We start from the raw sequence: 20438 nt of genomic DNA, 5'->3' as shown, positions 1-20438 counted from the left end.
TATTTGGAATAAATCAGATGAATTACACAGGGCGGATTATTTTGACAGATGATATATCTGAAGCGATTGCAAAAACAAAGCAGGGTTTGGCTGCGAGTGATTTTCGTGTATTTAATGAGAATGATCCGCTTAAAATCAAAGATGCACGAGAGATTATCAGGCAAGCTCATCTCACTTCAGAGAGCAAAAAAACAATCATTATCGCCGCGCAAGCCTTTGGCGAGGACGCACAAAGTGCGCTACTCAAAGTCTTAGAAGAGCCTCCAAATAATATTGAATTTGTCATCATCACCAAAAACAAAAACGCCCTCCTGCCGACAATAAGATCGCGTATGATGATCGAGCTAGATCGCAAAGAAAAAACACTTGCTGATTTTGAGCTTGATTTGTATAAGATTGATTTGGAAAAAATCACACATTTTCTCAAAGCCAACACCAGCAAGGCAAGCAACAATGATGGTAGCAATAATGATGACACAGATACAAGCTCTACAAACGCAAATGACACAAAAGATAGCACCACAAAAGCAAATAGCGCGAAGGATAATAGTAGCGCAAAAGCAAGCTCTACAAAAACAAATTCTACAAAAGATAGCAGAATCAAAGCAAGAGAGCTTGTCCAATCGCTTTTATTTGCGCTCCATAAGCTAAATATCAAACTTGAAGAAGATGAGCTTGATATGTTTGATGAGGCGATTGTAGAGGTTGATAATTATCGCAAAATCCAGCATACACTTTTGCCATTATTACTTATGGTGCATAACAAAATCCGAGTCAAGCAATGAATACACAACGATTAAATCCTGCTTTACTCTCATCTATGCTTGAGACAATTAACTGCGAGCCTATGGGCAAAAAAATTATGCACGCTAAAGGTGAGGTTTATACTTTTTTGCTTCAATCCCTAACAATCACACAGCTTCAGATTCTCAAGCAAGAGCTTGTAAGTGTCGGTGGGGATTTAGCCACTCCAAGAGAGGCGATTTTGTGCGAGCCAAAATCCTACAACGCACTTCTTATCGCCACAAAGTCTCAACTTTTGCGTGTGATTGACAAATGCGCTATGCAACCTTTTGGGCTCAAAGCTCTAGCCAAAACCCTTGCTTCACATCTTAATGCCAAGCAATACAAACCGCGCCTTATGGCAATCATCAATCTCACGCCTGATAGTTTTCACGCAGATTCTAGGCATTCTCCGCAAGAAGCGATAGCAAAAATCCAGAATCTAATCGCTATGCAAGCACCATTGATTGATATTGGTGCGGCAAGCTCGCGCCCCGGAAGTGAGCTAATCGACTACAAAGTCGAGATAGAGCGACTCTCTGAAGTGTGCGCGTATATCAAACATCATCAATTATATAAGCACACAACTTTTTCAATCGATACTTATAATCCGCAAACTGCGGATTTTGCGCTAGATTCTGGATTTCGTATCGTTAATGATGTGAGTGGCTTAGCAGATGAAAAAATGTTTGAAGTGATTGGGGCATTTGGTGCTGATGTGGTGCTTATGCACTCAAAAGGCACACCTAAAAATATGGCACAACTTACAGAATATAGCGATTTATTTGGTGAGATTGATATGTTTTTTGAGAGAAAAATCGCTAAATTGCGCGATTGTGGCGCGGGTGAGATTATTTTGGATATTGGGTTTGGGTTTGCAAAATCTATCACGCAAAATCTATCACTCATTCAACATTTGAGTCATTTTAAGCATTTTGGATTAGAATTATTAGTCGGTGCGAGCAATAAATCAACCATTGGTGCTATCACACATCAAGACAATACCGCCAATCGACTAAGCGGGACATTGAGCTTGCATTTATTAGCATTGCAAAATGGCGCAAGTATTTTGCGCGTGCATAATTACCAAGAGCATTTGGATATGCTAAGGGTGTATGAGGCATTATCTCAAGATATATCATCTACAAAGGAGTATTGATGAAGAAATTTTTATTATGGTGTTTAGGTATTGTGCTTGGATTGTTATTGCTTATTTATGTGTTTGTTTTTAGCCCGATAGGCAATGCGATTGCTAAGCCCATTTTGCAATCTCAAATCACTAAATATTCGCCTATTGCACTGACATTAGAGGAGTTTTCGTTTGGCTTAAAATACATCAATATCAAAATCGCCAAAGAGCAGCAAGTCCTTATCACTTTGCAAGGCTCATACAATATCTTTACACTCAATCTTGATTTAGCCCTTGATGCAAAAGTCAATGATATGTCAGTATTTAGCAATATGGCAGGGCTTGAGCTTGGAAGTAGCGCATTTACACTCCAATCAACAATCCAAGGCAAGGTTTTTGATGAGCTTGAAGTCGCTATGCAAAGCGATATAGCAGAATCTGATACATTGATGAATATCAAGCTAACAAATCTCGCACCTACGCATATCAAGGCAAATATCACTCATCTTCATATCGATGAGATTCTCGCACTTATTGGCAAAAAGCCTTATGTCTCTGGGCTTTTAGAATTAAGCGCGCTTATCACGGGTGAGAGCAAGCAAAATGGCAAAGAGCAGATCCAATCCTTTGATGGCAAAGCATTGCTTACACTTAAAAACGGCGCGTTTAATCAAAGCTTCATCAAAAAAGATTTTGGGATTGATGTGCCAAAGACAAATTTTGTAATGCAGCTTCAAGGCTTATTTGATGATATGCTATTAAAACATCAATTTGTGTTTGATTCAAACATCGGCAAAATCACTTCAAATGGCGAAAGCAATGTCAATACACTTCAGACAAATAGCACTTATAATGTCAATCTTAGCGATTTAAGCGCATTTACACCGCTTATTGGGACAAAAGTGCGTGGGGCGTTTAAGACAAATGGGACAATGAGTGGCGATCAAAAATCTATGCAAGTGCAAGGTGTGAGTGATGTCGCGGATTCTCAAACTTCTTATAATGTATCGCTTGTAAATTTGGCATTGGAAAAAGTCGCTTTTGATATTCAGAATCTCAAAGTCCAAAATGTCCTTTATATGCTCTATCAGCCTCAATACATCAGCGCAAATGAGAATGCCTCTGGCACGATTTGGGATTTTGATAAGGGCATAAGCTTGCAAGTAGTCTCCACGCTCAAAGGTATCACCAATAATGCCCCAATCAAGCAAAACTTTAATCTTGATATGCCAAATACTGCTTTTACAAGTAAAAGTGAAGCGACAATCAATAAAGGCGTTGGGGATTTGGATTTTGTGCTAGATTCTGCATTAGCCAAAGTGCAACTCTCAAATGCAAAAATCAATCTCAATACCACACATCTAAACACGCTTTATACAGCGATTTTGCCGGATTTATCAAAGCTACAATTCCTCACTGGAATCAAGCTTGCTGGGGAGATTGTCGCTAATGGCGAAGTAGAGCTAGCAGACAAGCTCAAAGCAACCTTTCATACCCAAAGCTTAGGTGGCGATGTAAATGCGACTTTAAATGATGATACTCTGCAAGCACACATCAAAGATCTTGACCTCATCTCTTTACTCAAAATGGCACAATATCCGCAAGTCTTTAGCGCAAAGCTTAATGGGAATCTTGCATACAATACAACCAAAAGCTCTGGGAATCTCAAAAGCACATTATCAAATGGGCAATTTCTCAAAAGTCAGCTCACAGACACAATCGCAAAAACCACAAAATTTGATATGACAGGAGCATTATTTAATAATATCGTGCTTGATAGTGAGATAAAGGGGCTTGTAACAACTTCTGTGCTTGATATGAAAAGCGGGGATTTTAGCCTCAATGGCAAAAATATCGTGCTTGATTTAGAAAAAAGCACTATAAATGCCAATCTCAATACTGCGATAAAAGACAATCGCATACAAGTGAAATTAACCGGCAATGCAACCTCGCCAAATGTCGAGGTGGATTTTGGTGAATTACTCAAAAATCAAGCAGGGCAGATTCTGCAAAAAGAGCTTGGTAAGCAGCTTGATGAGAAAACAAAGCAAAAACTTAACAACCTCAAAGGATTGTTTAGATAATGACACAAACGCGATCTTTTGCTAAGCCAATCCGCACACTTGTAATCAAAATAGGCAGCTCAATCCTAGCGGGTGAAAATGGGCTATATAGCGATCATATAAACGCGCTTGCTTCACAGATAGCCAAACTTAAAGCACAGATTCCAAATATTGTGATCGTCTCATCAGGAGCGGTTGCTTCTGGGTTTAAGCTTTTGGGCTTTAAATCGCGCCCAAAAGATATAATCAGCAAGCAAGCAAGCGCGGCAGTAGGACAAGCGCGACTCATCTGGACTTATGAGCAAGCTTTTAGTAAGCACAATCTCAATGTCGCTCAGATTCTGCTTACAAAAAATGACCTTGCCAATCGCAAAGGATTTTTGTATGCGCGATCGGCACTCAAGAAACTTTTGGAGCTTAATGTGATTGCTATCATCAATGAAAATGATACAATTGTCATCGATGAGCTCAAATACATCGAAACTTTTGGGGATAATGATAATTTAGGAGCAATGGTAGCAGGGATTGTTGATGCGGATTTGCTACTTATCCTCTCTGATGTCAATGGGCTTTATACGGCAAATCCAAGCGAGGACAAAAACGCAATGCTCATTCATGAAGTCAAATATATTGATGAAAAAATTATGTCTTTGGCTGGAGAAAGTGTCTCAAAAGTCGGCACAGGCGGAATGAAATCAAAACTCAACGCCACAAAAAAAGCATTAAGCATAGGCTGTGATGTGGCGATTATCAAAGGGAGCGAAGCGCAAAATATACAAAGGTTTTTTGCAGGAGAGCAAATCGGGACTTATTTTTCACACATTACACATCACGCACCACTCAAAAAACGCAAATTCTGGCTTCAAAATGCTACGATACCAAAAGGATCTGTAATCATTGATGATGGTGCAAAAAAGGCAATTTTGGCGCATAAATCGCTTTTGGCAAAGGGGATTAGAGGTTGTGAGGGGAGATTTGCAGCGGGTGATGTCGTGCTACTTGTAGATACAAAAAACCAAGAAATAGCACGCGCAAAAGTGCGATACAGCTCAAATGAAATCCTTAAAATCATGGGCTTTGATTCAAGTGAAATAAGTAAGATTTTGGGGTATAAATTTTGCGATGAAATCGTGCATATCGATGATGTGTCGCTTTTATAGATAGATGTAAATAAAAAATTGCAAACAAAACATGGAGGTAAAAATGGAATCAGAGATGATGTTAGAAGATTTGCAAAAGCTCAAACAAAATGCCAAGCACTTAGCTAAATCAGCCTTACAGAGAAATGAAGCACTCACATATATCGCGCATTTGCTTAATACACGCAGAGAAGAGATCAAAGCCCATAATCAAAAAGACCTCATAAATGCTATGCAATCTCACTTAAGCCAATCTCTAATCGATCGCTTGAGGCTAGAAGATAAGCAGATAGATTCTATGATAAAAGCTATCGAGCAAATAGCCTTGCAAGATGAAGTCATCGGCGAGGTGATAAGCGGAAGCACGCTTGCAAATGGAATGAGACTTAGAAAAGTGAAAGTGCCTTTGGGGGTTGTGGGTATGATTTATGAATCGCGCCCAAATGTAACCATAGATGCAGCAGCATTATGTATCAAGTCTGGAAATGGAGTAGTATTGCGCGGAGGCAAAGAAGCGATACATTCAAATGCCTTTTTGGCTGAAATTATCCAAGATGCGCTATCTATGGCTGGATTGCCAAGAGAAGTGGTGTATTTTTTGGCAGATTCTGCACGAGAAAAAATGATTACCATGCTTCAAGCAAAAGAATACATCGATGTGGTGATTCCGCGCGGAGGAGAAGGGTTGATTGATTTTGTCTTGCAGCATACTAAAATCCCTGTGATTATGCATAATAAAGGCGTTTGTCATATTTATGTCGAAAAAAGCGCAAATCTAAAAATGGCACTTGAGATTTGCCTCAATGCCAAAATATCGCGTCCAAGCGCATGTAATGCGGTTGAGGCAGTGCTCGTTCATCGTGAGATTGCCACAGAATTTTTGCCATTGCTTCATCAAGCGATGCAAGAAGCAGAAGTACTACTTAAAGGCTGTGCGCAAACAATTGAGGTGATTGATATTATGCGTGCGGAGGCTGGTGACTTTGGGAGGGAATTTAACGATAAGATTCTAGCTATCAAAATCGTCCAATCCACAGATGAGGCGATCGCGCATATCAATACCTATGGCTCTGGGCATAGCGAGGCAATCATCACAGAAAACTACACAATGGGCGAGAGATTTGTAAGCGAAGTGGATTCTGCGGTGGTGTATATCAATGCTTCGACTCGCTTTAGTGATGGGGGAGAGTTTGGCTTGGGTGCGGAGATTGGCATTAGCACACAAAAACTTCACGCAAGAGGTCCTATGGGCGCGCAAGATCTATGCACGAGCAAATATATAATCCATGGCGATGGACAAGTGCGAGTGTAGATAGTATAGATTCTAGCTAGTTTAGATTTTGGCATACTTGATTCTTAAACGTTCTAGAATCTAAAACATACATTATCTTATAAGCTTGCTAAAGATTTATTCAAAGCAAGTTTAGGAAATATAAAGATATGGATAAAATTTGCAACTTTTCTTATATATCGTGCGACATGCGAATAAAAATCTACTACAATCGCTACCTTATATAAATCAAACAAAGGATACAATAAAAACAAAACAATCAATAAGACTTACACTTTGCGCAATCGCCATTAGTGGAATCTTTGGCTTCGCAGGCTGTGGCGATACAAAGCCTGAAGATGTAGCAGTCGAGATGACAAAAAAATCTCTATGCTGGTGAGACAAAAAAAGTGTTAAAGGCATAACATTTGGCAAAGATGAGAAATTGAGTGATGAAGAAAAGCGAATGGTGAATGGTAAGTTTGAAATGGCTAGTGCTTCTTCAAAGAAAAAAGCAGCTGATAATGGCGGAATCAAGGAAATCAAAGCGACTAAAACCGCTTTAGATGAGACAGATCCTTCTAAGGCGTATGTGGATTTGGATATTGTGTTTAATAACGGCACCGTAGAAAAAGATCATGCTACGCTTATTAAGATTAAAGATGAGTGGAAGATTTTAGTTAAGTAATTTTGCAACATAGCTTTATCGTGCTAAAACAACTTTTTGTGCCTAGTTGGCTTTTTGGTTGGCTAGGTTTGTTGGTGGCTGCTTATGTCGCAAACACCCTGCACGCAGAGCAGAATCCACATAAAAATCTCAAATGTCCTGCAAACACTCCGCTTAATGTAGCTTTTGCGCCTACTTTTGCGTCTTTTACTTTTCTACATCTTCTACTTTTTTTGTGCCTCTTGCATCTCTTGCTACGCATTCTCCTATATATTCCTCTGCGCATTCTATACGTTCCATCTCTTCTGCTCGCGCGATCCAAGATATTCGCGCTTACGCACAAAAAGGTGATATTATTTTTCGCAAAGGATTAAACTTTGAGAGTAAGGTTATAGCAGAGTTGAGTCATTCGCTATTCTCGCATGTTGGTATGATTGTAGAGCTTGAGCCATTGCAAATAATCCATGCAACCACTGATGATGACAAAAACCATGCAAATCAGGTGATTATCAGCACATTGGAGGATTTTTTGGCACAGGGAAATATCTTTGCACTCAAACGTCTTAATGCACCAAAATCTTTGCGCACACAGATAGCGCAGGATTCGCTTGGGTTTGTTGGTCGCGCTTTTGTGTTGGATTCTAGTGAGGGACGATTGTATTGCACAAGTTTTTTAGAAGGGTTGATACAGGCTCATTATCCATTGAAGCTTCCATACCAGCGTCTCATTTTGCCTGCACTCTCGGGGTATTATCTTTTTCCGCAGGCTTTTTGGGAGAGTAACGATTTTGTGCTTATTGTTGCGCCTTTTACATTGACTTGGGAGTAGATTCTAGAATCTACAATGCCCTTTTAAGCTTATTTGGCAATGTCGTTTTTTTAAAAAATTTTTCTTTTGCTGTGTATCACAAGTCTTATCAAGGCTTTTTATATTGCAAGCATTCAAGCAAAAAATATTTATCAAAAAATTTTGACAAACAAGACTTGGATTCTGCAAGGAGTGAGGATATGAAGCGAAATTTTAAATGAGATTAAAAATAAAATCAAAAAGGTGAGATTATTATAGAGGATTCGCATATCAGTGGCACGCCCAAGAGGATTCGAACCTCTGACCTACGGCTTAGAAGGCCGTTGCTCTATCCAGCTGAGCTATGAGCGCAAATAGCAAAACAAAACTATCATTAATGGCACGCTCGAAGGGAGTCGAACCCCTAACCCTCAGATCCGAAGTCTGATGCTCTATCCAATTGAGCTACGAACGCATAAAATGGGGTGGGAGATGGGGCTCGAACCCACGACCCTCAGTGCCACAAACTGATGCTCTAACCAACTGAGCTACACCCACCAGACAATGAAGTAAGACTATGCAGTTTCAAAATGAAATGTCTAAAATGGTCGGGGCGAAAGGATTCGAACCTTCGACCCCTTGGTCCCAAACCAAGTGCGCTAACCAGACTGCGCTACGCCCCGATACTTTAACTTTAAAAAGTAGCGATTATAACGAAACTTAGCTTAAGTTGTCAAGATAAACGCAAAGAGTTTGCAGACTATGGATTATCGCTTGATTGCGAGCTAAATGTGATATTTGGGTTATAAAAAAGTGAGATAAAGCAAAAGCCCAAAATCACACACCCAAAGAGGACAAACATCTGCGTGAGTCCAAAATATTCCACAAAAGGTTGAGTGATAAATGGCGAGCTAAACTGCCCCATAAACAAAAAACTTGCCAAAAATCCATACGCTTTTGGTCGCTCATAATCTTTGGCAAGTGCAAAAAGCCATGAGCTATTATTAACGAGGAAAAACGCAAGCGAAGCCCCGATAAGTATAAGAGCGATAAGAAGCATAATATAGCTATGAAAAACCCCAATACACAAGAATCCACAGCCCATAAGCATAAGGGCAAATGATGAAATGCGCGCGATACTAAGATATGATCTTAAGCGATTATAAAAAAGCCCAAAAATAGCCGTAGCAACGCTTGCAGTCGCCATTGATACGCCAATGGAAGAATTTGGCTTTTGCAAGATATGGGTGATAAAAAATGGAATCTGTGTGGGAATCATATAAAAAACTGCCATAGCAAAAAACGCCAAACCATAAATAGGAATAAATTTGCCAATACGAAATGCTAAATGTTTGCTATGTGTAGAAGTATGCGCGATGTGTGGAGGCTCAAAGAGCTTAAATATCGCATAAATAAGGATAAAAATCCCGCTTAGATAGACAAGAAATGGATATTTCCAACTGATATTTGCAAGTAATCCGCCGATAATAAGAAAAATCGCCCCGCCAAATGCCATAAAGAAATTTTGCAATCCGAGCATTTTTTCTCGCGCAACGCCTTTGTAATAATCTCCCAAAAGCGTGCCAATGCCAGTCATAATAAACGCCGTGGCAACCCCCAAAATCGCGCGTGAGAGCAAAAGCAAATAAATATTATCCAAAAAATATCCACTCGCCCCTACAAGACTCCACACAATAAGCGCGCTAAAGATGATTTTGAGCTTATTGCCCTTGGCTAAGACAAATCCAGCGATAGGTGAAAAAATCATAATAAAAAGCGCAGGAAGCGTGAGGATAAGCTTTGAGAGCGTCTGTATATAGGCTATATCTTTGAAATGCTCTTGTAGATTTGGAAGCGATGGTGCTAGAAGTGTCGGTCCCAAAATAGTTGTCGCAGCGATCCCAAATAATGCGATCTTAAAACTCCATGATTGTGTGTTGTTCATTTGTTCTCCTTTTATAGATTTTGTAGATTTTTGTTGTTTAGATTCTCCTTTGATTGATTTCTTGGAGCGATTTCTTGAAATGACTTTCGTATCGATTCTTTGCGAATTTTTTGATAATTATTAAATATTTTGATGCATTTTAGATTCTCTTAAATTATTAGTTATTAGATTTTGGTATGTCCCTTATTCTTGTTGTATTTTTGTATTTGTTGTATAGCCAACTTTTGAGCCTATGTCAAGCCAACTAGCCCAAAAGGACTAGGACGCGCTAGATTCTGCGCGTTTTGGTTTTGGATTATTTTTTGTGAATGCCATTAATGTAGAATCTCACCGATCCCACACCTTCTTTTTTCGCCCACTCATACGCTTGCGATGCAAATTCCCAATTAATATGACTAAAGAATTTCTCCAAATACGCAGGACGTGCGTTTTTGTGATCTATGTAGTAGGCATGCTCCCACACATCAACGACAAGCACTGGAATCTTATCTTCGCTCACAGGGGTTTGAGCGTTGCTTGTTTGGATAATCTCAAGCTTAGAAGTGCTAGGATTAAACACAAGCCAGCACCAACCTGAGCCAAAAAGTGTCGTTGCTGCTTGAATGAATTTTTCTTTGAAGCCATCAACGCCACCAAAATCCGCTTGTAAGGCAGATTGAAGCTCTTGGCTGATTTGACTTTGGCTTGGCGTGATACAATCCCAATAAAAATCGTGATTATACACTTGCGCTGCGTTATTAAAAAGCCCGCCATTTGATTGTTTGATAATGTCGTATAGTTCAGCATTTTCAAACTGCGTGCCTTTGATGAGGTTGTTAAGGTTATTGATATAAGTTTGGTGGTGTTTGCCGTGGTGATAATCAAATGTGCTCGCACTCAAAAAATCGCCAAAGCTGTCTTTATTGTAAGGTAATTTCCGTAATTCAAACATAGTTTCTCCTAATAAATTAAGTTGTTGTGAATGCAAATTATAAAACAAAATAGCTATAAATTACATAATAATTTCAGATTTGGAATCTAAACTTTGTAGCTTGTCATTGTGCATATGTGGTGTGCAGGTGTTGCGTGCGCAGATAAGAGATTTACTCTGCAAACAAGATTCTAGGTTTTGCTTGCGCTCGCAATGACAAAAAGCAAAATCTAGATTCTGTAAAATCTGCTATAATGCAAACTTTTAACAAGAGGTTATATGTATAAAAATTTCTCAAATCTTATTTTGTATGTTTTTGTCGGTGGTAGCGCAGCACTTGTGAATTGGGCTGTGTTTTATGTGTGCTTAGAAAAGTTTGCTATTGCTTATATGCTCGCAGGATTTATGGCTTTTGTATTGGCGACATTGTGGAATTTCATCTTAGCGAAGCGATTTATTTTCAAAGATTCCAAACATTCGCTACTCAAAGAAAGTGCGCTGATTTATATTGTGAGTTTCTTGGGGTTATGCTTGGATATGGGTGTGCTGTATATGTGCGTAGAATGGCTAAAACTTGATGAAATGCTAAGCAAAATCATTGCTACGGGCATTGCGTTTTTCTTTAATTTTAGCGTTCGTAATTTTATCATTTATAAAGAAGTGTAAATTAAGATAAAGTTACAATAATAAAAATGTCCCCAAAGGAGAGAGAGGGGATCATTTTATTATTAAAGGAAGATAATGCAAATTAGGGATTACCTAAACAAATCACAACAACTAAAGGAGACCCACCACACAACCAGACCCTATTACTCCATTAGTTAGTTTATGCTTAGTGTTACTTAGAATGCGGATTTTTTGAGTGCGGATTGCCGCCACCTCCTAGATAGATGACTTTATCATCGATAAGCTCATAAGCCTGACCAAATCCTTTGACAAAGCGACCTTTTTTTGTGATAAGCTCAATCATATGAAAATCTGTCATATTGCGAATAGTTTTTATGCCACCGCCTCCGCCACTTTGCGCGATGAATTGCTCAAATACAGCATTGAATTCTTGCGAATCGCGTTCCACGAACCGCGCTTGCACTCTATATCGCAAACGTTTGCGTAAAATCACAGATTTTGCCTTGCTCTCATCTTCTAAAAACATCATTTCAATATTTTCTGGATTTGTTTTGATACTTTCATAATGCTCACTCACTTCACTAATATAGATGAAAAATTTATCATCAAAGTGAATCACTGGCGCATAAGTCGCAAGCACTTCGCCTTTTATGTTAAGGCTTGCTAAAACCACTGAACCAAAGCTTTTTGCAAACTCTTTGACCTCTTTGGCGACACTTTGCACATTATAGGTTTGCTCCACGCTCATACACAGCTCGATGATACTATCTCTTAGGGTGTTATCATTTGCTTTTTTGGGGAATTCAACACGAAGATCGCCACCATCATACACAATATCTAGCCCCTCATAATCCACAGATTTGAGCTTTGCGTTTTGTGGATTTGACACACCGCCAAATTTTCTCACCAAGCCCTCTATTTCTTTTATATGGTGCTTATTCATGTGTTCTAATACACTTGAAAAACTCATCTTAAACTCCTTAGTTGCAGTTGATTGTTACAAACTTTGGAAGCATTGTAAGGAATTTAAACTTAGAGTTTTATTAAAAATAGGAATAATTATTAATTATTTAAAAATTTTTTGCTTAGTTTTTAAGAAAACCTAAGATACAATGCATTTTTTATTATTTACATGGAGCTAAAAAGTATGGATAATCTTTTAGATAATACAGCTGGAATCGTTGATGTTCGGATAGATGATTCTATCAAAGATAGCTATCTTGACTATTCAATGAGCGTTATTGTCGGACGCGCATTGCCTGATGCAAAAGACGGGCTAAAGCCTGTGCATAGAAGGATTTTGTATGCGATGCACACGCTCAACCTCACCTCAAAAGTAAAATATGTCAAAAGTGCAAAAATCGTAGGTGATGTGATCGGTAAATACCACCCACACGGCGATACGGCGGTGTATGACGCGCTTGTGCGTATGGCGCAGGATTTTTCAATGCGTCTTGAGCTTGTCGATGGGCAAGGGAATTTCGGCTCAATCGATGGCGATGCGGCTGCGGCAATGCGCTACACTGAAGCAAGAATGACAAGTGCGAGCGAGGAGATTCTGCGGGATATAGACAAAGACACGGTTGATTTTGTGCCAAATTATGATGACACACTCAAAGAGCCAGATGTCTTGCCTACACGATTGCCAAATCTCCTTATCAATGGCTCAAGTGGAATCGCTGTGGGAATGGCAACAAATATTCCACCTCATCGCGTTGATGAAATTATTGATGCACTTTTGTGTGTGATTGACAATCCAAACGCGCCATTAGATGAATTAATGCAATTTGTCAAAGGTCCGGATTTTCCCACAGGTGGCGTGATTTATGGCAAACAAGGAATCATCGATGCGTATGCGACAGGTCGAGGCAGAATCCGTGTGCGAGCCAAAACACACATCGAAAAAACAAAAACCAAAGATATTATTATCGTCGATGAAGTGCCCTACCAAGTCAATAAAGCAAAGCTTGTCGAACAAATCAGTGAGCTTGCGAAAGAAAAAATAATCGAAGGCATCTCTGAAGTGCGCGATGAATCCGATAGAGAAGGTATGCGCATTGTCATCGAGCTCAAAAAAGATGCAATGAGTGAAATTGTGCTAAATCATCTTTACAAATCCACAGCTATGGAAAGCACCTTTGGTATTATCTTGCTTGCGATTAATAACAAAGAGCCAAAAATTTTTAATCTCCTTGAATTGCTCAATATCTTTATCTCTCATCGCAAAACAATCATTATCCGCCGAACGATTTTTGAGCTTGAAAAAGCAAAAGCGCGCGCGCATATTTTAGAAGGACTTAAAATCGCGCTTGATCATATCGATGAAGTGATAGCACTCATTAGAGCAAGCAAAGATAGCGAAGAAGCAAAAATAGGACTTATAGAGAAATTTAATCTTAGCGAGCTACAAGCAAAAGCAATCCTTGAAATGCGCTTGCAACGACTCACAGGGCTAGAGCGCGACAAAATCGAGCAAGAATACGCACAACTTCTTGCTGAAATAGAGTATCTCAATAGTATTTTAAAAAGCGAAGAAAAACTCAAAGATATTATCCGCACTGAATTGCTCGAAGTCAAAGAGAAATTTAGCTCACCGCGTAAAACACAAATAGAAGAGGATTATGATGCGATTGATATTGAGGATTTGATCCCAAATGAGCCAGTAGTCGTAACAATGAGTCATAGAGGCTATGTAAAGCGCGTGCAACTCAAGACTTATGAGAAGCAAAACCGCGGTGGCAAGGGCAAAATCAGTGGTAACACGCATGATGATGACTTTATAGAATCTTTCTTTGTAGCAAATACGCATGATACGATTATGTTTATCACAAACCGCGGGCAACTCTATTGGCTCAAAGTCTATAAAATCCCAGAAGCAGGCAGAACTGCAATCGGCAAGGCGGTGGTGAATCTCATTAACCTTCAAAGTGATGAAAAAATCATGGCGACAATAACCACAACCGACTTCCACAGCGACAAATCACTTGTATTTTTCACCAAAAACGGAATCGTCAAGCGCACAAACCTAAGCGAATACAGCAATATCCGATCAGTAGGCGTGCGCGCGATAAATCTTGATGAAGATGATGAGCTTGTAACAGCAAATATCATCACTCAAGACATCAAAGAACTTTTTATCGCGACTTTCAAAGGTATGTGCATACGATTTGGAATCGATGAAGTGCGCGAGATTGGGCGTGTGAGTCGCGGGGTAACCGGAATCCGCTTCAAAGCTAAGGGCGATCATGTGATCGCAGCAGTAACCATTGGCAATGACACTGATAAACTCCTCACAATCAGCGAGCAGGGTATAGGCAAGCAAACAAGTGCAGGCGAATACAGACTACAAAGTCGCGGTGGCAAAGGCGTAATCGTTATGAAACTCACACCAAAAACCGGAAATCTCGTAAGTGTCGTAAATGTCAATGATGAGAATATGGATTTAATGGTGCTTACAAGCTCAGGCAAAATGATCCGCGTGGATACTGAAGCCATACGCGCATCTGCGCGCAATACAAGTGGCGTAAAAATCGTCAATGTCGCGGGCGAAAAAGTAGCCTTTGCAGTGATCTGCCCCAAAGAGGACAAAGATGGAGAAAAAGATAGTGAAGAGAAAGACAATGGAGAATCCAATAATAACGAATAAAACAGCAACAAATAAAAGCAAAGCACAAAAACAAAATATGAAAGCAAAATATTATTAAGGTATATTAAGGGGCAAAACTCATAACAAAAACACTTTGGCTAAAAATTTTTAGCACTGCGCTTCTTTTTATTTTATTTTTTAGTGCGATTTTTTTGATCTTTGCAAGTGCATGGACGAGTTGTTTATATGGCGAAGTTACCTTTACACAGATTCTGTTTCATTTGCAGTTTCTTATTGCGGGTGTTGATCTCACTTTTGTATTTAGTTTTATCGGGCATGTCATCATTCCAAGCGTGGTTATAAGTGTGCTTTTTTGCTTTCCGCCATTATCACGCAAGCTTATAAATTGGTACTCAAAGCACTTTCAGGCTTCATCAAAACTCAAGGTTTTTCTTATCATCGTTGCGCTTTTTCATACACTTTGGATTCTCAAAACTTATCCACAAAACCCATTTGATAGATTCCTGTATAGTTTAGGATTCTCAGAACATTCTACGATTTTTAAAAGTTTTGCAAAAAGCGTTGTGTTACCAAGCGCGTTGTTAGGTATTGTGATCTTTGGTGCGCCACTTTGGAGATTTTTAGCACGCAAAAGCCCAAAATTTGCGCGCCTTATGCAATACATAGATTCTACGCATTACACAAACATTCAAACACTTATCATCTCAAGCACTTCAAAGCTTTATCACAAAATCTCTGCATTTTGTGCGCGAACATTATATGCGCCATTTGGTGAGCTTCTCCCAAATCTTTCCACACTTGGTGTGGCAAATACAAACTTCAGCTCCACGCAAAGCTTTGGTAGAATAACTCAAGTCGTAGGCACGGGCTGGACGATAGCAGGGCTGACTTCATATCTTTGTGCTATCCCGCTTAAGCTTCCCATCGAAGGCAATAGCTTTGCTCACGCATATTTTTTAGATTCTGCTACTTGTGTGGGCGATATTTTGCATTCACTTGGCTATACGCAACTTGCGATTCAAGGGGCTAGCATAAAGTTTGCGGGTAAAAATCAATTCTACAACTCACATCATATTTCACTGCATGGAGAGGAATATTTCACCTCACAATATTTTGCAAGCCGCAATATCGATCCACAGCATTGCGCGGAGTTTAAGGAAAATGTCGCATTTAATAATGTCGTGCTTTGTGCGGATAAAAATGTTTCAGAATTTATCTCATGGGCAAAGAGTCAGGATTTTTACAAAGATACAAGCATTATCGTGCTAGGCGATCATCTCTCGATGAAACAAGATTATTTCCCGCAAGGCACTAAACGCGCTATTTTTAATACCTTCATCAATCCTAGCTTTAGTATCACACCAGAATCTAGCCTCACCAAAAATCGCCTTGTTAGCCATTTTGATATAAGCGCACTAATTTTAGATTCTATCGGTGCGTGCCTTTGGGCTTGGACGCAATCCACTATATAGCAAGACACTTTTAGAAGAGCTAGGAATTAATGAATTTAATAAACTTTTAAGCCAAGAATCTAGTTTTTATGACCCGCTATGGAAGGTTAATAGTACTAAATCCAGATAATCACAATCCATTAGGGCTGGCTGACTGCCTTGTAATATTTTAAAACTGCGCTATAATTGCGATTTATTCAACACAAAAGCGATAAACAATGAAAAAAATTGAAAATAAAAAGCTCACAATATTATAATCCCAATTTATAATGTCGCGCCTTATCTTAGAGAATGTCTAGATTCTGTGCAAAATCAAAGCTATGAGAATTTTTTGGCGATTATGATAAATGATGGTAACACTGATGAGAACGCACAAATCGCGCAGGAGTATTTGAGTGATCCACGATTTGTGCTTATCAATCAAGAGAATCAAGGTTTAGCTCTTGTCAGAAATGCAGGCTTAGAATACCTAAAACACAGCTAGAAGGGCAAAACAATACCCCTGATAACAATAATCTTGTAGGATTTGTGGATTCTGATGATGTGATAAGCAAGAATTATTTTTGCAATCTTGTCTTTAGTATGCAAGCTCATAATGTCAAGATTGCTAAATGCTCCGATGTAGCGATATTTGACACAAATCACTACAATGCAAAAACCTTTAGGATTCGGCAGAGGCAGACAAAAGGCTTAGCATGGCAATTTAAGCACAATAAAATCACAAAAGCGGAAGTGTGACGTTGCGTGTATGATTACAATCTTATCAAAGACTTACGATTCCCAAAAGTGCATGCAGAAGATATTGTTTTTAATTTTTGCGCACATGCTCTTGCTAAAAAATTTGTCATTAATTATCATGCGCGATATTTTCACCGCCAAAGACCAGAATCTCTTATGAAAGTAGGACACAAAAAACCAATGGAATGGCGCGATAATTTTAAATATGCATTTTTGTTTTTAAAAGAGCATAATCTGCTTTCTTTGGGTGTGCCTTCGTTCTTGCTTCGCCCACCAGTAGAATATATGTCAAAAAGTGATGCGGATTTTGAAAAAGCAAAAACCTTTGTGCGTGAGCTTAAAATTCCACAAGAAGTAATCCAAAATGACAGAATCTTACGCGCTTGCTTAAGCTCAAATAGCGCGCAAGAATTTATCGACAAAACCGCTACTTTTAAAGAAAGATTTAAACAATATTTTCGAGTGAGAATCTCCAAAAAGCAAACCTATATCAAACTCTTTGGAAAAGTGCTTTATGAAGGCAGGAAGCTTTAGATTCTAGAATCTAAAGCCAACATAATAACGATACAATGCCAAAACTTTCTAGAAGCGCACTTATTTTTTATTTAAAACGCTAAAACAATGTTATAATCCACAACTTAACAATATATTTTGTATTTTGGTATTAAAGTATCAAACCAAGCTACTTATAAAAATTTGGGGGATTAAGAAAAACAATGACACTACTTATAGAAAATGCAAGTAGCGAGCTCAAAAAGGCTCTGCAAGCCATGGTTAAACTCGATAACGCAAAGATTCGCACGATAAAAGATGATGATACCTTATGGACAAAAGACGACCAAAAAGCATACAAAAAAGCAAAAAAAGAATTTGAGAGAGGTGAGGCAATTAGCCATAAAGAGCTTTTTGAAAAATTAAAACAATGAAATACGAACTTTTGTATAGCAAAGACTTTGCAAAATTTATCAACAAACACAAAAATATCGCACCCAAAATAAAAGAAAGCTTTGAACTTCTAGCCACTAACCCTTATGACAATACTCTTGATGTCAAAAAACTCCAAGGCAAAGAAAGCCATTTTCGATTGAGAATCTCCAAATATTGCTTTTTGTATGAAATCATAAATGACAAACTATTGATATATGCCCACAAAGCAGAATCTAGGGGTAGTGTGTATAAATAAGCCAAATTACAAAATATTGATTATAATGCTATTTTTTAAGAGGTGTTGATGTTTTGGAGATTTTGTTTGAGGATTGTATTTTTTGCTATCACTATCAATATACCAACCTTTGCGCAGGGTGATTTGCTTGGCTCACACAATATGCTTGATTCACGCAATTCACTCATCATCGCCCCTGATACACAGATAAAAACCCAAACCCCAAAAGATGTAGATTCTGCCACACCCTCACAAAAACAATCACAAAAGCAACAAAAAGAGCAAAATAAACAACTTTTAGAACAACAAGTAATCCCACAGATTCTGCCTAGCCCCTTATCTATCCCAGATCCCCTTACTCCAGATGAGGCTATAAGCCCAAAAACCAAGCTTGAATTTATCATCTCTTATAAGGCATTGAGCGAAAATGGCATCATCACAGGTGAGAAATACAACATCTCCGATCCACTTGTCTCCAAAGCCCAGAATCTCAAAGTCAAATATATCTGCTCGCTAGATACGCCTATCAATGATATAATTACAGATGATGAAGTGTATGCGATAAAATACATTCTCACGCATTATCAAGACAAAGTGCTTGAATGCCTGCGCAAAAGTGGCGTCCAAATGCGCCATGACGCGCAAACACAGAATCTAGAATACATCAATGACAGCACACTTTTAAGCATACCTGCCAAGCGCGTTTTGGCATATTTGGAAAATCGATATTTGATTATCGAAGTGCTTGAAGAGCCAAAATAATACAGATTAAGGAGAATCTAATGAAAATTGCTATTGTCGAAGATGATATAAATATGAGAAAAAGTTTGGAGTTTTTTTTCAGTGACCAAAAAGATCTTGATGTCGTAACTTTTCGGAATCCAAAAGACGCGCTCTCAAGCTTGGATTCTAGTTTTGATTTGGTGATTACAGATCTCAATATGCCACAAATGAATGGATTAGAATTTTTAAAGCAGCTCAATGGCAAATACGAAATGATCGTCATCACCGGAAATGCCACGCTCAATAGCGCGATAGATTCTATACGACTTGGTGTAAAAGATTTTTTTCAAAAACCATTTGAGCCAGAATTGCTCCTAGAGGCAATTTATCGCACCAAAAAGATTCAAGAATTTCAAAAAACACACACAAAAACCACCTCCAAACACGCAACACACAACGACAAAAAAATACCATTTGTAGGCACATCAAAAGCCCTAGAATCTATCAAAGCACAAGTGCTAAAAGTCGCCAAAACAGATTCTAGTGTGCTACTTATGGGGGCTAGCGGCGTTGGCAAAGAAGTATTTGCGCGATTTATCCATGAGAATTCTAACCGCGCTAAAAAGCCATTTGTCGCAATCAATATGGCAGCCATTCCAGAGCATTTGCTAGAATCTGAATTATTTGGGTATGAAAAAGGTGCTTTTACAGACGCTATCGCACCAAAGCCCGGACTTTTTGAAGTGGCAAGTGGCGGGACATTATTTTTAGATGAAATCGGCGAAATGCCTATCATGCTTCAAGCAAAGCTTCTGCGCGCTATCCAAGAAAAAGAAGTAACGCGTCTTGGCGGAAGCAAACCCATTAGCTTTGATGTGCGGTTTGTCTCCGCTACAAATGCCAATCTCCAAGACAAAATCGCCAAAAAAGAATTCAGAGAGGATTTGTTTTATCGGCTTCAGACAATTCCTGTGTTTATCTCACCGCTCAAAGATCGCCAAGAAGAGATTCTGCCAATTGCCAATCATCAGCTTGAAACAATCATCGCTCAATACAACCTTCCATCAAAAAGATTCTCAAAAGATTCTGAAGATATGCTTGTAAATTACGAATGGTATGGAAATGTCCGAGAGCTTCTCTCTGTCGTAGAGAGAGCGGCGATTTTAAGTGATGGAGAAGAGATTATGCCTAGTGATTTGTTTTTGGAGAGTCGCACTTCAAAAGCAAAGCAAAAAATCCAAACATTAGAAAAAGAGCTCCTTCAAGAAGTTTTGCAAGATTGTGATAATAATCTCCAAAAAGCAAGTGAGATTCTAGGAATGACGCAAGAAGTGCTGAGTGATAAAATCACCAAATATAATCTCAAACTTTAGCTTAAAACAAGATAGGATTTGATATGATTACGCTTTATTTTACTGAAGGATTATGTATTTAAAA

The 20438-nt window shown here is 38.8% G+C and carries 22 protein-coding genes and 4 tRNA genes; 18 read left to right on the top strand and 8 right to left on the bottom strand.

The features are described 5' to 3' along the window. Positions 1-17 precede the first annotated feature (17 nt). From DY109_RS05470 to DY109_RS05440, 7 genes are all read left to right on the top strand, one after another. The gene (locus DY109_RS05470) at positions 18-785 is read left to right on the top strand and encodes a DNA polymerase III subunit delta' (protein ID WP_023946094.1); all 768 of its coding nucleotides are present in this window, start codon (positions 18-20) and stop codon (positions 783-785) included. Continuing rightward, positions 782-1942 carry a dihydropteroate synthase gene (gene folP, locus DY109_RS05465; RefSeq protein WP_023946096.1) on the top strand — a complete coding sequence of 387 codons (1161 nt, stop codon included), beginning with the start codon at positions 782-784 and terminating at the stop codon, positions 1940-1942. The genes DY109_RS05470 and folP overlap by 4 nt, the downstream gene beginning before the upstream one ends. Continuing rightward, positions 1942-3996: a hypothetical protein gene (locus DY109_RS05460; protein ID WP_023946098.1), complete on the top strand. Its 2055-nt coding sequence runs from the start codon at positions 1942-1944 to the stop codon at positions 3994-3996. The genes folP and DY109_RS05460 overlap by 1 nt, the downstream gene beginning before the upstream one ends. After that, positions 3996-5135: a glutamate 5-kinase gene (gene proB, locus DY109_RS05455; protein ID WP_023946100.1), complete on the top strand. Its 1140-nt coding sequence runs from the start codon at positions 3996-3998 to the stop codon at positions 5133-5135. The genes DY109_RS05460 and proB overlap by 1 nt, the downstream gene beginning before the upstream one ends. 43 nt (positions 5136-5178) lie before the next feature. Next, positions 5179-6426: a glutamate-5-semialdehyde dehydrogenase gene (locus tag DY109_RS05450; RefSeq protein WP_023946101.1), complete on the top strand. Its 1248-nt coding sequence runs from the start codon at positions 5179-5181 to the stop codon at positions 6424-6426. Positions 6427-6565: 139 nt separating this feature from the next. Continuing rightward, positions 6566-6784: a hypothetical protein gene (locus DY109_RS05445; RefSeq protein ID WP_023946103.1), complete on the top strand. Its 219-nt coding sequence runs from the start codon at positions 6566-6568 to the stop codon at positions 6782-6784. A 45-nt stretch (positions 6785-6829) separates the two neighbouring features. Next, positions 6830-7072, top strand: coding sequence for a DUF4878 domain-containing protein (locus DY109_RS05440; RefSeq protein WP_023946105.1), 243 nt, complete (start codon positions 6830-6832; stop codon positions 7070-7072). Between the two features lie 82 nt (positions 7073-7154). Here DY109_RS05440 and DY109_RS11455 read toward each other — a convergent pair whose 3' ends face one another. Further along, positions 7155-7313: a hypothetical protein gene (locus DY109_RS11455; protein ID WP_162471398.1), complete on the bottom strand. Its 159-nt coding sequence runs from the start codon at positions 7311-7313 to the stop codon at positions 7155-7157. On the opposite strand from DY109_RS11455, the gene DY109_RS05435 reads away from it, so the two are divergent. Next, positions 7287-7880, top strand: a complete 594-nt coding sequence (locus tag DY109_RS05435) for a YiiX/YebB-like N1pC/P60 family cysteine hydrolase (RefSeq protein ID WP_081714840.1) — start codon at positions 7287-7289, stop codon at positions 7878-7880. The two genes, DY109_RS11455 and DY109_RS05435, sit on opposite strands and share 27 nt — an antisense overlap. A gap of 253 nt (positions 7881-8133) precedes the next feature. Here the strand turns inward: DY109_RS05435 and DY109_RS05425 are convergent. From DY109_RS05425 to DY109_RS05400, 6 genes are all read right to left on the bottom strand, one after another. Next, positions 8134-8210, bottom strand: a tRNA-Arg gene (locus DY109_RS05425). 26 nt (positions 8211-8236) lie between these two features. Further along, a tRNA-Arg gene (locus DY109_RS05420) sits at positions 8237-8313 on the bottom strand. A 6-nt stretch (positions 8314-8319) separates the two neighbouring features. Next, positions 8320-8396 (bottom strand) — tRNA-His (locus DY109_RS05415). Between the two features lie 47 nt (positions 8397-8443). Further along, positions 8444-8521, bottom strand: a tRNA-Pro gene (locus DY109_RS05410). A gap of 77 nt (positions 8522-8598) precedes the next feature. Then, entirely contained in the window at positions 8599-9783 is a 1185-nt protein-coding gene (locus tag DY109_RS05405) for an MFS transporter (RefSeq protein ID WP_023946112.1), read from the bottom strand. Positions 9784-10078: 295 nt separating this feature from the next. Beyond that, positions 10079-10714, bottom strand: coding sequence for a superoxide dismutase (locus DY109_RS05400; protein ID WP_023946115.1), 636 nt, complete (start codon positions 10712-10714; stop codon positions 10079-10081). A 258-nt stretch (positions 10715-10972) separates the two neighbouring features. Between DY109_RS05400 and DY109_RS05395 the strand changes: the two genes are divergently transcribed. Next, on the top strand, positions 10973-11359 hold the full coding sequence (locus DY109_RS05395) for a GtrA family protein (RefSeq protein WP_023946119.1): 387 nt from the start codon (positions 10973-10975) through the stop codon (positions 11357-11359). Between the two features lie 172 nt (positions 11360-11531). On the opposite strand, the gene DY109_RS05390 is transcribed toward DY109_RS05395, so the two are convergent. Continuing rightward, the gene (locus DY109_RS05390; protein ID WP_023946121.1) at positions 11532-12290 is read right to left on the bottom strand and encodes a HugZ family heme oxygenase; all 759 of its coding nucleotides are present in this window, start codon (positions 12288-12290) and stop codon (positions 11532-11534) included. A 177-nt stretch (positions 12291-12467) separates the two neighbouring features. On the opposite strand from DY109_RS05390, the gene gyrA reads away from it, so the two are divergent. The 9 genes from gyrA to DY109_RS05345 all read left to right on the top strand — a co-directional run bounded on the left by gyrA (position 12468) and on the right by DY109_RS05345 (position 20374). After that, positions 12468-14966, top strand: coding sequence for a DNA gyrase subunit A (gene gyrA, locus DY109_RS05385; RefSeq protein ID WP_115737812.1), 2499 nt, complete (start codon positions 12468-12470; stop codon positions 14964-14966). 152 nt (positions 14967-15118) lie between these two features. Then, a complete protein-coding gene (locus tag DY109_RS05380; protein WP_023946125.1) occupies positions 15119-16399 on the top strand; it encodes an alkaline phosphatase family protein in 1281 nt (426 codons plus the stop codon). 229 nt (positions 16400-16628) lie between these two features. After that, entirely contained in the window at positions 16629-16862 is a 234-nt protein-coding gene (locus DY109_RS05375) for a glycosyltransferase family A protein (RefSeq protein WP_081714841.1), read from the top strand. Positions 16863-16906: 44 nt separating this feature from the next. After that, entirely contained in the window at positions 16907-17116 is a 210-nt protein-coding gene (locus DY109_RS05370; RefSeq protein WP_023946129.1) for a hypothetical protein, read from the top strand. A 6-nt stretch (positions 17117-17122) separates the two neighbouring features. Then, entirely contained in the window at positions 17123-17650 is a 528-nt protein-coding gene (locus tag DY109_RS05365; RefSeq protein ID WP_023946131.1) for a hypothetical protein, read from the top strand. A gap of 182 nt (positions 17651-17832) precedes the next feature. After that, positions 17833-18042, top strand: a complete 210-nt coding sequence (locus DY109_RS05360) for a hypothetical protein (RefSeq protein WP_023946133.1) — start codon at positions 17833-17835, stop codon at positions 18040-18042. Beyond that, positions 18039-18299 (top strand): type II toxin-antitoxin system RelE family toxin, encoded by a 261-nt coding sequence (locus tag DY109_RS05355; RefSeq protein WP_023946135.1) that lies wholly within the window; start codon positions 18039-18041, stop codon positions 18297-18299. The genes DY109_RS05360 and DY109_RS05355 overlap by 4 nt, the downstream gene beginning before the upstream one ends. A 48-nt stretch (positions 18300-18347) precedes the next feature. Further along, positions 18348-19040 (top strand): hypothetical protein, encoded by a 693-nt coding sequence (locus tag DY109_RS05350; protein ID WP_023946137.1) that lies wholly within the window; start codon positions 18348-18350, stop codon positions 19038-19040. A gap of 20 nt (positions 19041-19060) precedes the next feature. Next, the gene (locus tag DY109_RS05345) at positions 19061-20374 is read left to right on the top strand and encodes a sigma-54-dependent transcriptional regulator (protein ID WP_023946139.1); all 1314 of its coding nucleotides are present in this window, start codon (positions 19061-19063) and stop codon (positions 20372-20374) included. Positions 20375-20438: the final 64 nt, after the last annotated feature.

The sequence above is a fragment of the Helicobacter fennelliae genome, assembly GCF_900451005.1.
Classification (GTDB): Bacteria; Campylobacterota; Campylobacteria; order Campylobacterales; family Helicobacteraceae; genus Helicobacter_B; species Helicobacter_B fennelliae.
Note: the sequence above shows the minus strand (reverse complement) of the source record. Positions and strands in the feature narration are given on the sequence as shown.